This is a genomic window from Sporomusa aerivorans, from assembly GCF_041428895.1.
Classification (GTDB): Bacteria; Bacillota; Negativicutes; order Sporomusales; family Sporomusaceae; genus Sporomusa; species Sporomusa aerivorans.
Genome location: NZ_CP156926.1, coordinates 154,704 through 167,681, shown reverse-complemented (window position 1 = coordinate 167,681; position 12,978 = coordinate 154,704). Strand labels below are relative to the sequence as shown.

13 protein-coding genes are annotated in these 12,978 nt (G+C 52.1%); all 13 read right to left on the bottom strand.

The window, feature by feature from the left end; all coding sequences use genetic code 11:
• Nucleotide 1 precedes the first annotated feature (1 nt).
• Nucleotides 2-781 carry a protein-glutamate O-methyltransferase CheR gene (locus tag SATMO3_RS00690; protein WP_371376087.1) on the bottom strand — a complete coding sequence of 260 codons (780 nt, stop codon included), beginning with the start codon at nt 779-781 and terminating at the stop codon, nt 2-4.
• A 240-nt stretch (nt 782-1,021) separates the two neighbouring features.
• On the bottom strand, nt 1,022-2,284 hold the full coding sequence (locus tag SATMO3_RS00685; protein WP_371376085.1) for an exo-beta-N-acetylmuramidase NamZ domain-containing protein: 1,263 nt from the start codon (nt 2,282-2,284) through the stop codon (nt 1,022-1,024).
• Between the two features lie 46 nt (nt 2,285-2,330).
• On the bottom strand, nt 2,331-2,597 hold the full coding sequence (locus SATMO3_RS00680; protein WP_371376082.1) for an HPr family phosphocarrier protein: 267 nt from the start codon (nt 2,595-2,597) through the stop codon (nt 2,331-2,333).
• An 11-nt stretch (nt 2,598-2,608) separates the two neighbouring features.
• Nucleotides 2,609-3,772: an anhydro-N-acetylmuramic acid kinase gene (locus SATMO3_RS00675; RefSeq protein WP_371376079.1), complete on the bottom strand. Its 1,164-nt coding sequence runs from the start codon at nt 3,770-3,772 to the stop codon at nt 2,609-2,611.
• A gap of 1 nt (nt 3,773) precedes the next feature.
• On the bottom strand, nt 3,774-4,529 hold the full coding sequence (locus tag SATMO3_RS00670) for a carbohydrate deacetylase (protein WP_371376076.1): 756 nt from the start codon (nt 4,527-4,529) through the stop codon (nt 3,774-3,776).
• Nucleotides 4,530-4,543: 14 nt separating this feature from the next.
• Nucleotides 4,544-5,857 carry a 6-phospho-beta-glucosidase gene (locus SATMO3_RS00665; protein WP_371376074.1) on the bottom strand — a complete coding sequence of 438 codons (1,314 nt, stop codon included), beginning with the start codon at nt 5,855-5,857 and terminating at the stop codon, nt 4,544-4,546.
• Entirely contained in the window at nt 5,845-6,186 is a 342-nt protein-coding gene (locus SATMO3_RS00660; RefSeq protein WP_371376071.1) for a PTS lactose/cellobiose transporter subunit IIA, read from the bottom strand. Before SATMO3_RS00660 ends, SATMO3_RS00665 begins: the two co-directional genes overlap by 13 nt.
• Complete coding sequence (locus SATMO3_RS00655; protein ID WP_371376068.1) at nt 6,183-7,451, bottom strand: PTS sugar transporter subunit IIC; 1,269 nt, start codon at nt 7,449-7,451, stop codon at nt 6,183-6,185. Before SATMO3_RS00655 ends, SATMO3_RS00660 begins: the two co-directional genes overlap by 4 nt.
• A gap of 18 nt (nt 7,452-7,469) precedes the next feature.
• On the bottom strand, nt 7,470-7,775 hold the full coding sequence (locus SATMO3_RS00650) for a PTS sugar transporter subunit IIB (RefSeq protein WP_371376065.1): 306 nt from the start codon (nt 7,773-7,775) through the stop codon (nt 7,470-7,472).
• Nucleotides 7,772-8,692 (bottom strand): N-acetylmuramic acid 6-phosphate etherase, encoded by a 921-nt coding sequence (gene murQ, locus SATMO3_RS00645; protein WP_371376062.1) that lies wholly within the window; start codon nt 8,690-8,692, stop codon nt 7,772-7,774. Before murQ ends, SATMO3_RS00650 begins: the two co-directional genes overlap by 4 nt.
• Nucleotides 8,631-9,626, bottom strand: a complete 996-nt coding sequence (locus SATMO3_RS00640; protein ID WP_371376059.1) for an N-acetylglucosamine kinase — start codon at nt 9,624-9,626, stop codon at nt 8,631-8,633. Before SATMO3_RS00640 ends, murQ begins: the two co-directional genes overlap by 62 nt.
• A gap of 325 nt (nt 9,627-9,951) precedes the next feature.
• Entirely contained in the window at nt 9,952-11,067 is a 1,116-nt protein-coding gene (gene ald / locus SATMO3_RS00635; protein WP_371376057.1) for an alanine dehydrogenase, read from the bottom strand.
• A gap of 275 nt (nt 11,068-11,342) precedes the next feature.
• On the bottom strand, nt 11,343-12,743 hold the full coding sequence (locus tag SATMO3_RS00630; protein ID WP_371376054.1) for an amino acid permease: 1,401 nt from the start codon (nt 12,741-12,743) through the stop codon (nt 11,343-11,345).
• Nucleotides 12,744-12,978 lie beyond the last annotated feature (235 nt).

Genomic DNA, 12,978 nt, shown 5'->3' with positions numbered 1-12,978 from the left:
GCTACACGGGTTTTCGATAAAAAAACGGCAGGTAGTGGCTAAACCCAATATCCCGGAAATTCAAAATAGCCTCAGTTCCGCCGACAAACAGCACGCCGCCAGGCTTCAGGGCGGCAAAGAAACGGCGGTACAATCCGTCTTTGGCTTCCTCGGTAAAATAGATTACCACATTGCGGCACAGGATGAGATCAAAACCGGACTCGAATTTATCGACAAGCAAATTGTGCCGCTGAAACTCCACCCGGGATCGTATGTCCTCATTGATGGTAACTATGCCGTCTGCCTGCTTGAAATATTTCGTGAGCCGGGCAGGCGGTATATTTTTAAGCTCGTTGGTCGTATAAGCCCCCTGCTTGGCTTTGGCCAGCATCTCCACATCCAGGTCTGTCGCCAGAATACGATGCTTGGTATGCGGTGTCAGTTCATTGAGCATGATGGCCAGGGAATACGGCTCGGCGCCGATGGAACAGCCGGCGCTCCAGATAGATAACCGGGAACTTTGTTTTAAAAGATCAGGAATTACTTTTTTCTCAAGCTCATCAAACTTTTCCGGCGTCCGGAAAAATTCCGTCACGTTAATGGTAAGAAAATCGATAAAGTCTTTATATAGCTTCTTGTCTGACTCCAGCTTACTGAAAAAATCCAGGTATCCGTTAGCTCCATGGCGGCTCATCATGTTGCCGATACGGCGCTGCATTTGTGCCGGTTTGTAATCATTTAAATTAATACCTGATTTTGCGTGGAGCTTCTGCTTAAACAAATCCCAGTCCTTGTCGCTCATGGAAAACCCCCTGTTATTTCTTCTATAGATAGCAATAATCCTTGGAATTGCTAAATTCGACACAAGCAGGCCATTTTCCTACTTATTCAGACCACAGGCGGCAAGTTACTTATAAAGTAAACTAACCTTCAGGCGGGGCTTACCCCCTCTGAAGGTTAGTTGGTCTTATCCGGGAACTTATCCGCTCATCCGTTTCCGCAAAGGTCAAAGGTATAACGCCCGCCTGCCGTAGCGGGGGTTTTAACGCTGGTTGGCCACAGGATAAAGATAATAAGCCTGTGACAGCTCTTTAAATTTTTTCGCTTCCTGCTCCCAGGCCAGCAGGAACTCCTCTGTGGTATACCGGCCCAGACGCAAGGCATCATCACCGACAATAAGATCCATCATGGGCGTGCCTGTTCCATACCGGTAACTAAATTTATCGCCGCTTAATTGCTGGACAATGGTAAGGAGACTCATACCTGTTTTGACAGGACGAAAAGCTTTGCGGTCGGTAATGTGCAGTTGTACGCCGCTCACGGTCTCCCCTGCGAAATTGCCAAACCGGGGAACGTAGGTAGCCGGGCGGAAGATTACGCCGGGCAGTTTCAGATTATTCATGGCCGTAGCCAGAACTTCGGCGTCAAGCCAGGGAGCGCCGACAAAATCAAAAGGCCGGGTTGTGCCTACGCCCTCCGATATGTTGGTGCCGCCAAAAATCCCTGTGGCGGGGTAGACCAGGGCCGTATCCGGTGTTGGTATGTTGGGCGATGTCATTACCCAGGGCAGGCCGGTTTCATCAAAATACATGGTGCGTTGCCAGCCGGTCATAGGAATAACCACAAGCTCACAGCCAATACCGAACTCCTTATTGAACAGCCTGGCCAGTTCCCCTACTGTCAGGCCATGCCGGATCGGAATAGGATACATACCGATAAAGGACTCAAAGCCCGGTTTGATTACGCCGCCTTCTACCTCTACCCCGCCAACCGGATTAGGCCGGTCGAAAACGACAAAGGTTTTGCCGTTCTCTTTAGCAGCCTGCATAGCATAAGCCATAGTATAGATATAGGTATAAGAACGTGCGCCGACATCCTGAATGTCAAAAGCCAGAATGTCCAGGCCCTCAAGCATCTGCGGAGTCGGCTTCTTGGTGGCGCCATACAGACTGTTTATCGGCAGTCCTGTCTTGGCATCTGTCAGACTGCCGACCTGATCACCGGCGGGAACCGCGCCGCGAATACCGTGTTCCGGTGAAAACAGGGCGACAAGGCTGGTCTTGGCGTGCAAAACGTCCACAGTGCTTTGATACTGACTGTTCATCCCGGTGGCGTTGGTAATAAGGCCAACCCTTTTGCCGGTAAAGACATCCAGATGCTTATCGAGATTGTCGATGCCCAGTTTAACGGGAACCCGCTCACTGCGTGAAGGGTTTTCCGTCGTCCGGCTGGCATTCGCCAGGCCGCTTAGTACAAACACAATAACCAGCAGGATCACGATCTCTACATAGGACCGGATTCGCAAATGCTACTCCCCCTTGCAATTAATTTTACAGGCATTTCCTATGCCGTCATTTTTCACCGAAGCCGCCTTTTATGAGCAGAGCCACAGCAGCCACAGCCGCTTCTTCCCCCTCACCGGTCGCCCGGATTGTAACGGTATCATGCTGCTTAATGCCGGCACTCATAACTGACAAGATGCTTTTGGCATTAAAGGTCTTATTATCCTTTACCAACACAATTTCACAGGCGAAGCCGCCTGCTGTTTTGACCAACAGGGCGGCCGGGCGAGCATGCAACCCGATAGCGTTTGTTATCATAACATTTTCTTCGACCATTTCAGCTCTCCTTACAACAATATTTTTCCCATAATCACTGGCTTGACGGCCCCGGTAACGGCAGGAAGGTTGTTTGTCCTGCCGCTTACCGTTTCATTGGCCAGGATGGCAAAGGCGACAGCTTCTTTGGCATCACTGGAAAATCCTGCTTCCTCCTGCGTGCGGACAGGAATGTCCGGCAACTGGCGCCGGAGCATAGCCAAGAGTACCTGATTGTGGCTGCCGCCACCGCTGACAATAACCTCATCCACAGTATAATACGGCAGGATAAACAGGCGGTAACTGCCGGCAATACTTTCAGCGGTAAATGCGGTCAGAGTGGCCACAATATCCTCCCCGCTCATGCCCCTGGCAAGGTGTTTACCAACCAAACCACCGGCAAAAGGTTCGCCGAACAGTTCACGGCCGGTAGACTTGGGCGGCTGTTGCGCTAAGTACGGATGGGCCAGCAGCTCGGCCAGCATGCCGGCATTCACCCGACCGCAGCCGGCCATGCGGCCGGCGTCATCAAATGCAAACCGACCGCCGGTTATCCGGCTCACAGTATAGTCAATCAGCATATTTCCCGGCCCGGTGTCAAAAGCCGTTACCGTTTCGGGGCCGCAACCGGCCGGCAATACAGTAACGTTGGCAATACCGCCGATATTTTGCAGGAGACGCGTTTTCCGGTTATCCCGGTACAGCACATATTCGGTGTAAGGCACCAGCGGCGCTCCCTGGCCGCCGGCGGCCACGTCCCGCACCCGGAAATCAGCTACGGTGATAACGCCGGTTCGTTCGGCTATCACTGCCGGCTCACCGATCTGCAGTGTGCTGCTGCCGGGAATATGCCAGATGGTCTGCCCGTGGGAGCCAATGAGATCCAGCTCGCCAAGGTCCACTCCGGCCTCCTGGCAGACTTCGGCCACGGCGGCGGCAAACCGTTCTCCCAGAGTAAAATTCAGTGCACAAATATCGGCCACACTGGCGCTGTCTTGCCGGCACACTTTGAGGATAGCCTGCCGCAGCCCCTGTTCATAGGCAACTGTTTTAAATGCTACTTGCTTAACCCGGCAGCTGGGTCCGCTGCCTTCAATCCGGACAAGGGCCGCATCGATACCGTCCAGGGATGTCCCGGACATCAGGCCGGCCACCAGCCGCTGCTTTTTATTGCGCAGTCGTAAGAGCCGTTCCATGTTAGTCTCTCAGCGCGTCAAAACCGATAAGACTGACGCCCTGTTCCCTAATAAAATTGCGCATTGCCGGCGAAGTTAATATGGTCAGTTCATTTCCCCGTACTGTATTGTAGGTGCTTAACTGCATAAGCGTATTGTCCACTACCGCCGGATGGCTCATAATCTCCAGCGTCCCCTGCCGGTGCCCCGCAATTACGGTCTCTAGACCGGCCAGGCTAACCCCCTGACTGTAAAAATCAAGAGAAAAATAATCGGTTGTCGGCACACCGGCCTCCCGGATCTGCTGTCGCACCGCCTCGCTGGTTTGGCGTAAAGGGACAGCCAGCTTTTTAGCCAGCTTAATGACTATATAGAGAATCTCCGGATAACCATGAGCATGGTGATGGCTGTCCAGATGCGTCAGACCCAGACCGGTAGCCTGAAACTTTTCAACCTGGGCATAAAGTTCCCGTTCAATCTCCTCAGGCAGCATAGCCGCCGCCACCGGCGCAATGCGGCGATGAAACCTGCCGCCGTCACCCACAAGGCTTGGTACCTCCCGGGCCGGCAGAACCGGTTTGCCCAAGGTAAGATTGAGGTGCAGGCCAACCCGGGAAATACCCTTTTCTTTAAGCTTGGCCAGCGCATCCTCTGTGTAGCCGGCATTAACCAGCAGGGTGGCGTCGGTTACGATTCCCTGGTTCAAAGCGGTGATAATGCCGTCATTACAGCCAGGCGTCAAACCTAAATCATCGGCATTGATAATTAACTGCAGCATGTTTTCCTCCTGCCTCACAACGCAAATTGCGGCAGATATTCGGCGTTTATAGTTAGCAGTTCGTCCAGCAAGAGTTTGGCAACTCCGGCCGACGGGACGAGAGGATGATTGGCCAGCGCCTGCAGGGCCTTATGCCGGCTACCGGAGACGCCGGCCTCAATGGCCAGTCTTTCATAGGCTTTTACATGCTGAATGAGCCCGGCAATTTCCGGCGGCAATTCACCAATTGTCAGCGGCCTGGCGCCCGTCCTGCCCACAACGCAATTAGCCTCAATTACGCAATCGGCAGGCAAACCCGCGATCGTCCCGTTATTAACGGTATTAACGGTATGGATTTCCCGTTTGTCATTATAGATAGCGCTGATCAGGGAAACGGCTGCATCCGAATAATAAGCGCCGCCCCGTTTTTCCAGTTCGGCCGGTTTATGCGTTAGTTCAGGCTCCTGATAGCGGTCAAACAACCGCTTTTCCACCTCCTGGACAATTTCAGCCCGGGTACCGGCTCCGTCCGGCGCCGCCGCCGCCAGTTCCTCGGCCAGAATGGTATCTGTCATATAATAATAACGGTGATAAGGACAAGGCACCATTCCCAGTGAGTTGAGAAAATCTTTATCCCATTTCAGGTCAGGAACATTTTTCATGCTAAGCGCAGCCCCGTCCTGCAGCTTCGCCAGCACAGCATCCGTGACATCCTGTCCCTTGCACCATACCTTGCGGCCCCAAACCAGATGATTAAGACCGGCAAAATCAATAAATATATCCCCGGCATCTGCATCCAGCAGCTTGGCAATGGTCATTTTTAGATGAATAGGTACATTGCAAAGGCCAATACATTTCACCCGGGTATACTCAAGAACCGTTTCGGTGATCAGGCCGGCCGGATTGGTGAAATTAATCAGCCAGGCCTCCGGACACAGCTCGCTGATATCACGGCAAATGTCAAGCATCACCGGAATGGTGCGCAAGGCTTTGGCCAAACCACCCGGACCGGTGGTTTCCTGTCCCAGCACACCGTATTTTAGGGGAAACCGTTCATCCTGAGCCCGGGCCGCCAGTCCGCCAACCCGCAGCTGAGTCACAACAAAGCCGGCTCCCTGGAGCGCTTGCCGTCGATCCAGGGTAGCTGTCACCCGGATATTGAGGCCCGCCGCCGCTACCATCCGCCGGGCCAGCTGGCTTACGATTCTTAACTTTTCCTCACCGGCCGGTATATCTACAAGACATATTTCAGCAGCCGGCAGTTCGGCGGCCCGCTTAATAAATCCGTCAATAAGCTCCGGCGTATAGCTGCTGCCGCCGCCAATAACGGCAACCTTTATTCCTGACATGTGACGGCCTCCAGTTTATCGGTAAGCTGCCTGATGGTTTTGTGCATCTCAACCATGTTTTCAATCAGTGTCTTCTCCGCCAAGGCTGTCATCAGATGATCCTGGGCATGGACAATCAACAGCGAAATGTCTGTTTTTTTCCCTTGCGCTTCCTGCTGCAGCATATCGGCCTGCACCCGGTGAGCCGCACTGATTTCAGCCTCAGCCGCAGCCAGATGGCCGGCTGCTTTGGGGAAATCACCGGCCTGCGCCGCGCGCAAGCCGTCATAAGCTTCTGCCCGGGCATTGCCGGCATGGAGTATAATTGCAAAAATCACTTCTTCTGTCATTTGGTTTCCTCCTCACTGTCACCGGCTGCACCTTCGCGAATGAGTTTGCGTTCATACGCCTTGAGGAACGGGAAGTACAGGCAGGTGACAATTGCGATGTTCACTATAACCAGAATCACGGCCCGCCAGTCACCGCCGGTGGCCAGATAGGCCCCGACAGGCGCCGGCAGTGTCCAGGGAACAAGTATATAAGGCTTGCTAACCAAGCCAAACAGCATGGTGAAATAGGTAAGCACGCCAATGATAACCGGCCCCAGCAGAAACGGCACAAACAATAAGGGATTCAGCATCACCGGCACCCCAAAAATAATAGGCTCATTGATATTGCAGACTGCCGGCAGGAACGCCGCCCGCGCCATGCTTTTAAGATAAGGGGCCCGGGAAAATAACATGCCCAGTACCAAGCCGATAGTGGCGCCTGAACCGCCAATCCAGACAAACCATTGAAAAAACGGTTCAGGGGCAATGTTAGGCACCGGCTGTCCGGCGGCAGCAGCGGCAATATTCTGATCCAGCAACACTAACCATATTGGCCTGGCAACACTGCCGACAACCGAATCGCCGTGAATGCCGGTAGCCCAAAGCAAAGTGATGATGATAATGGGCGTCAGCACACCGGCCAGCGTATTGCCGGCCTGCACCAGCGGCTGAAAAAGTTCGAGAACAAATTGGTGGATATCAAAGCCCACTAAGTCCCGCACGGCCCACACAACCGGAATAATGATAGCTGCCGGAATGAGGGCTTCAAAGGACCTTGCCACAGACTCAGGCACTCCCGCCGGCATTTTGATGGTAAGCTGCCTGGTTTTGGCGAACCGCAGTACCTCGACGGCAAACAGAGCCATAACAATGGCTACAAACATGCTGCCGCCGCCCAAATTTTCCATCAGAAGCGCCAATCCCTTGTCCTGATAGGTTACCGGCACGCTTGTCAGCAAAAAAGCAGCCATGGCTAAGAGTCCCCCGGACACACCATCCAGTTTATAAGACTTTGCCAGATGATAGCCGATACTGTGGCAAGCATATAAAGCCATTAGCCCCATTGTTAAGCGGAAAGGCAAAAGAATCTGCCCGGCGTACGGCTTAACAACAGCAGCCAGGGCGGGTAAAGGCGGGAACGCGATAATTAAGAAAAAGCTGCCGACAATAATGAGCGGTATGGTAGAGACGATACCATCACGCACAGCGCGGAGATGGCGTTGTTCTGACAGTCGCGTCATAACAGGCAGCAAATACTTATCAAGTAAGGCAAACAGTTTATACATTCAATAGTCTCCTGTCTGCTAGCCCAGATGCTTTCTAATCTCGGCCAGGACAACGGCTCCGCCCAGCGGACTGTAACCCTGGGGCGGCACCACAACTACCGGAATATTACTACCGGCTGCGGCCTCCTGGAAAAAGGCCAGGCGGTGACGCACCTGCGGCGCAACCAGGGCAATATCCCAGCCGCTTTTGACCTCCTCGGCAAACTCGCCGCTGCCTACCGACTTCACCATTAGCTCTAAGCCGGTTTTCGCCGCCTCTTTTTCAATGGCTTTAACAATAATTGCACTGGACATACCGCCCGAACAAACTAATAATACCTTCATGCTTTTAGCTCCTTTTCATCAATGCTGAGCGCCCTGGCCACATAGCCGCCGGCAGCCGCCAGATAGCGGGCGGCCTCTCCGGCCGAACACTGCCGCTTAATCATGACAATGGCCGTTTTGGGGTGAAGCCCGGCCGCTGCCAAAAATTCGCCGGCCTCTTCCCGGCTGATGCCGGTGGCGGCGGCTACAATCCGCTCAGCCCGCTCTACCAGTTTGGCGTTAGTAGCCTGAACATCCACCATCAGATTACCGTACACTTTACCCAAACGAATCATGGCCGCTGTTGATAGCATATTCAGCACCATTTTTTGAGCAGTACCGGCCTTCATCCGGGTGGAACCGGCAATCACCTCAGGCCCTACCAGCGGCGTAATGGCTAGTTTTGCCACCTGCCCCACAGCCGGCTCCGGCGTACAGCTGATAGCCACAGTAAATGCGCCTCGCTCATTGGCATAGGCCAGACCGCCGATAACGTAAGGAGTGCGGCCACTGGCCGCCAGGCCAACCACCACATCCTTGTCCGTTAGCGTCAGCGCAGCCAGCTGGGGTATCGCTCCCTCACTTTGATCTTCCGACCCTTCCACCGCTTGCACCAAAGCCGTCTCGCCGCCGGCGATCAGGCCAATAACCTGCCCGGGGTTGAGCCCGAAGGTGGGCGGACACTCGGCGGCATCCAATACGCCAAGCCGGCCGCTGGTCCCGGCGCCGATATAGATGAGCCGGCCGCCGTTTTGAAAAGCGGCGACGATTGTTTCGACCGCTGCCGCAATGCGTGGTATCTCCCGGGCTACTGCGTCGGCTACGGTTTTATCTTCATCATTAATAATCCGCAATACTTCCTGTGTATCCATCGCATCAATGCCAACCGTGCGGGAATTTACCGCCTCGGTCAGCAAATGCTCCAGTTTTACCGCCAAGTCCATCGCTCCTTACGCTTTTCTCCTGTAGCCACTCAATTCCCATTTGTACAGCTCCCTCTGCCGGTTCTTTACCGGCGGGAACTATACGTACCATTTCTCCTAGAACAGTGTTGAGGCGTCGGCTTATAAGCGGAATATGATTGACAACACTGCCGTAGGTACAAACGGCAACATCCGCCTCTGTGGCAAAGCCGCGTGCAAGCACCGATTTGACCAGTCCGGCCAGTTCATCAGCCGCCTGCTCCAAAAGTTCAATGGCGACCCTGTCCCCCTGACCGGCAGCCGTTGCCACCACGGTCGCCGCCGAGGCCACAGTTGCCTTGGACAGGTTCTTACTGTTAATAAAACAGATGAGTTCATCCCAGCCTGTCAAGCCGAAATGGTCCATGATCATAGGCAATAAGCCGGTGGCCTTGTCCCGCTCCTCGGCAGCCCGGATTCCCCGCATAAGCGCCTGTCTGCCGAGAAAATAGCCGCTGCCTTCATCGCTGGCAAGATGACCCCAGCCACCGGCCCGGCTGACTTCTCCCCGGCTATTTATCCCATAGGCAACCGAGCCCGTACCCGCAATCAAAACAATCCCCTGTTTTTTTCCCAGACCGGCGACCAACGCCGCCTCCGCGTCACTATGGATCAGGTAGTGGCAGTTATAGCCTAGGTCCACCAGGGCCGCCAGAATAATTTCCTTATCCCTGGGGCGATCGGCGCCGGCCAGACCCAGACTAACCACTTTTAAATCAGCTACCGGCAAAGCACAGATTCCGGCAAGTTCCTGAATGATACCGGCAATCACTTGTTTAAACCCGTCAATACCGGCAGTATGATAATTGCCAGGCCCTTGTTCGACCCTGCCTAAAATCCTGCCGGAAAAATCAGCGGCGCAGCCTACCGTTTTGGTGCCGCCGCCATCGATTCCTATCAGCCATCCCATATGTATCACCTGACACAGATTCAGAATTTGTTTGTTATATTATTCAATAAAAATTTCCGACAGTGTGTTAGAAAAAGATAATATCTACTCAGCAAGTATTTGACATCCACGCCCGCCTTTCCTGTTACCGTCCGTCGAAAAGCTTGCTGGAATTTTCTCCAATTTGGTATTAAAAGAACTAGGTTGAGCTGGGGCTCTGGTCCGAGCCCCAGCCGGTATTGCCCTTATTTTATACTTTCTTAAGTAAAACCAAAAACCCTCTGACTCCTGAAAGAGACAGAGGGTTGGCAGATCTTAAGCACTGCGTTGAGGAAAAGCGTTTTTCCTAGGCCAGAACTTCATCAACAGAGGTAAACGGCATACTATGCGCTTCGGCGACGCCTTTAAAAGTAACCTTGCCATCATACACATTGAGGCCTTTTGCCAGACCCGGGTCAGCCTTAAGTGCTGCCTTCCAGCCTAGGTTGGCAATTTGCAAGGCATAATCAATGGTAGCATTGGTCAGGGCGAAGGTAGATGTACGGGCCACAGCTCCCGGCATATTGGCTACTGAGTAATGTACTACGCCGTATTTAACATAGGTAGGATCACTGTGAGTTGTCACGCGGTCAATGGTTTCGACCGAACCGCCTTGGTCAATGGCAACGTCGACAATAACCGAGCCTGGTTCCATCGTTTTAACCATGGCTTCGCTTACCAGTTTCGGTGCTTTAGCACCCGGCAGCAGGACAGCGCCCACGAGCAGGTCGGCTTTCTTCACCCAAGTGGCGATGTTATAGCTATTGGACATTACAGTTGTTACCCGGCCGCCAAAAATATCGTCAAGATAAGCCAACCGTTCGACCGATTTGTCGATAATGGCGACACGCGCTCCCATGCCAAGAGCCATTTTAGCAGCGTTGGTACCGACAATCCCGCCGCCAACGATAACTACCTGAGCGGATTCAACCCCGGGAACACCGCCAAGCAGGATGCCTTTGCCGCCAAACGGCTTTTCCAGGCAATGGGCCCCGACCTGCACGGCCATGCGGCCGGCAACCTCGCTCATGGGCGTTAACAGCGGCAAAGTCCGGTTGCGTTCAATGGTTTCATAGGCAATACCAATGACCTTTTTAGCCAATAAGGCTTTAGTCAGTTCCGGTTCAGGGGCCAGATGCAGGTATGTAAACAGGATTTGTCCTTCATGGAACAGGTCATATTCGGGAGCCAGAGGTTCTTTAACCTTCATTATCATTTCGGCTTTATCAAACAATGCTTTTTTGTCGGCAATAATTTGCGCACCGGCTTTTACATAACTCTCATCAGAAAAACCGCTGCCAACACCGGCACTTTGTTCCACAAGCACAGTATGGCCGGCATTTTTTAGCGTTTCAGTACCGGCGGGAGTGAGAGCCACCCGGTTTTCATTGTTCTTGATTTCTTTTGCTACACCAATAATCATAATTTCAACCTCCTTATAATTGTAAACGCTTAATGTAGCGTTGACTGTTCTTACGTATTTCATTGCAATTGTCGTGCCAACAGCGCGGTTATAGCGAACTTTTCTGCAGGATACCCGCCTAAGCACCGGTGTAACTGGCATCCTAAAAATATAGATCAACTCATTTGCTAAGTACTACGCCGACTAGTGGAAACTAAAGTCACCATTGTTTTGGCAACTAATTGCACCATTCGTAAACTTTTAATTCCAGGATGGTTGTTTTTTGTATACATAATTTATTTTGAGGGAGTAACATCCTGCTTATCATTCGCAACGGTATTCCAGCCGAACATATAATAGGCGGCAACAAGGAGAATTAACCAAATCGGCCCGACGATCATCGCCACCAGGGTATCAGGATCAAAGCACATGACCACTGCCACAAAGGCCAGAAAAGCCAGACAGAGCCAGTTCATGACAGGATATCCGGGCATGGGATACTTTAACTTGCTTTGCTGCTCGGGTGTAAGCTCCCGGCGGAATTTCATCTGCACCAGGACAATAATTGCCCATACCCACAATGCGGCAAAGGTGCCAACACTTGTAACATAGGTAAATACTTTACCGGGAACGACATAATTGAGCACAACACCGATCAGTAGGAACACCGCCGATACCAGTATTCCGTTCATAGGCACTTTACGGCCGCTTAGCTTGCCAAAAAATGCGGGCGCGCGACCTTGCAGCGACAAATTGTACAGCATGCGGCCGGTACTGAAAATACCGCTATTGCAGGAGGATAGGGCTGCTGTCATGACAACAAAATTAATAATGCCTGCTGCCGCCCTCACGCCTAGCTTTTCAAAGGTCAGGACAAACGGGCTGCCAATAGTTCCCAGCTGATTCCAGGGATAAAGCGACATAATAACAAACAAAGCGCCTACATAGAAAATAAGTATCCGCCAAAATACTTTGTCAATAGCGGCCGGCAGAGTTTTCTCCGGATCTTTGGCTTCACCGGCCGTTACACCGACCAGTTCGATACCGACATAAGCAAACATAACCATTACCAGCGCCATTATCATGCCTGTCAGGCCTTTGGCGCAAAATCCGCCGTAGGCCCAGAGATTGGATATGCCAATGGGTATGCCGTTATTGCCGATACCGAATATAATCATCCCCAGGCCTGCAACAATCATAACGATTATCGTCAATACTTTGATCAAGGCAAACCAGAATTCAAATTCACCATAAGCCTCTACAGCGATCAAGTTAACGGTAGTCATACATAGCAATGCTGCCAAAGCCGGAACCCACTGCGGCACTTCCGGAAACCAGAACTGCATATACACGCCGACCGCCGTAATTTCCGCCATACAGGTAACCACCCACATAAACCAATACGTCCAACCGGTAAGATAGCCGGCTAATGGTCCTAAGAACCGGTTGGCATAGGCACTGAATGAGCCTGAGACCGGGTAGGCTACCGCTACTTCTCCCAAGGCGCGCATGATATAGAATATGATAATACCGCCAATTAAATAGGACACCATCAAGGCCGGACCGGCTGTTTTGATTGCTGTAGCCGAGCCAAGAAACAGCCCGACACCAATGGCGCCACCGAGGGCAATCAGTTGGATATGCCTTTCCTGTAGACCACGGTGCAGATCTTCATGTAAACCGTCTTTTTTAGTCATACATTTTTCCTCCTAATCTTAATAATGTCCTTAATTGTATAGATACCGGCAGACTATCACCTCCACAATTTGTGTACATTTTACCACTTTGTATCCCATGCAAGAACTATACCAGATTATGGATAATAATTTTATTGAGTACTTATTCCTGTTTTTCACTCTACCGAACATAAATAATCCACATTTTGGAAATATATATTTCCAAAATGTGGATTTAAAAGTTTCCAACTGGAAT

Excerpts from the sequence above, each read along its gene's own strand:
- SATMO3_RS00665 (WP_371376074.1), bottom strand. The coding sequence starts at position 5,857 with ATGTCAGGAATAAAGGTTGCCGTTATTGGCGGCGGCAGCAGCTATACG.
- SATMO3_RS00670 (WP_371376076.1), bottom strand. The coding sequence starts at position 4,529 with ATGCTGCAGTTAATTATCAATGCCGATGATTTAGGTTTGACGCCTGGC.
- ald (WP_371376057.1), bottom strand. The coding sequence starts at position 11,067 with ATGATTATTGGTGTAGCAAAAGAAATCAAGAACAATGAAAACCGGGTG.
- SATMO3_RS00650 (WP_371376065.1), bottom strand. The coding sequence starts at position 7,775 with ATGAAGGTATTATTAGTTTGTTCGGGCGGTATGTCCAGTGCAATTATT.
- SATMO3_RS00630 (WP_371376054.1), bottom strand. The coding sequence starts at position 12,743 with ATGACTAAAAAAGACGGTTTACATGAAGATCTGCACCGTGGTCTACAG.
- SATMO3_RS00690 (WP_371376087.1), bottom strand. The coding sequence starts at position 781 with ATGAGCGACAAGGACTGGGATTTGTTTAAGCAGAAGCTCCACGCAAAA.
- SATMO3_RS00680 (WP_371376082.1), bottom strand. The coding sequence starts at position 2,597 with ATGGTCGAAGAAAATGTTATGATAACAAACGCTATCGGGTTGCATGCT.
- SATMO3_RS00675 (WP_371376079.1), bottom strand. The coding sequence starts at position 3,772 with ATGGAACGGCTCTTACGACTGCGCAATAAAAAGCAGCGGCTGGTGGCC.
- SATMO3_RS00640 (WP_371376059.1), bottom strand. The coding sequence starts at position 9,626 with ATGGGATGGCTGATAGGAATCGATGGCGGCGGCACCAAAACGGTAGGC.
- SATMO3_RS00655 (WP_371376068.1), bottom strand. The coding sequence starts at position 7,451 with ATGTATAAACTGTTTGCCTTACTTGATAAGTATTTGCTGCCTGTTATG.
- SATMO3_RS00660 (WP_371376071.1), bottom strand. The coding sequence starts at position 6,186 with ATGACAGAAGAAGTGATTTTTGCAATTATACTCCATGCCGGCAATGCC.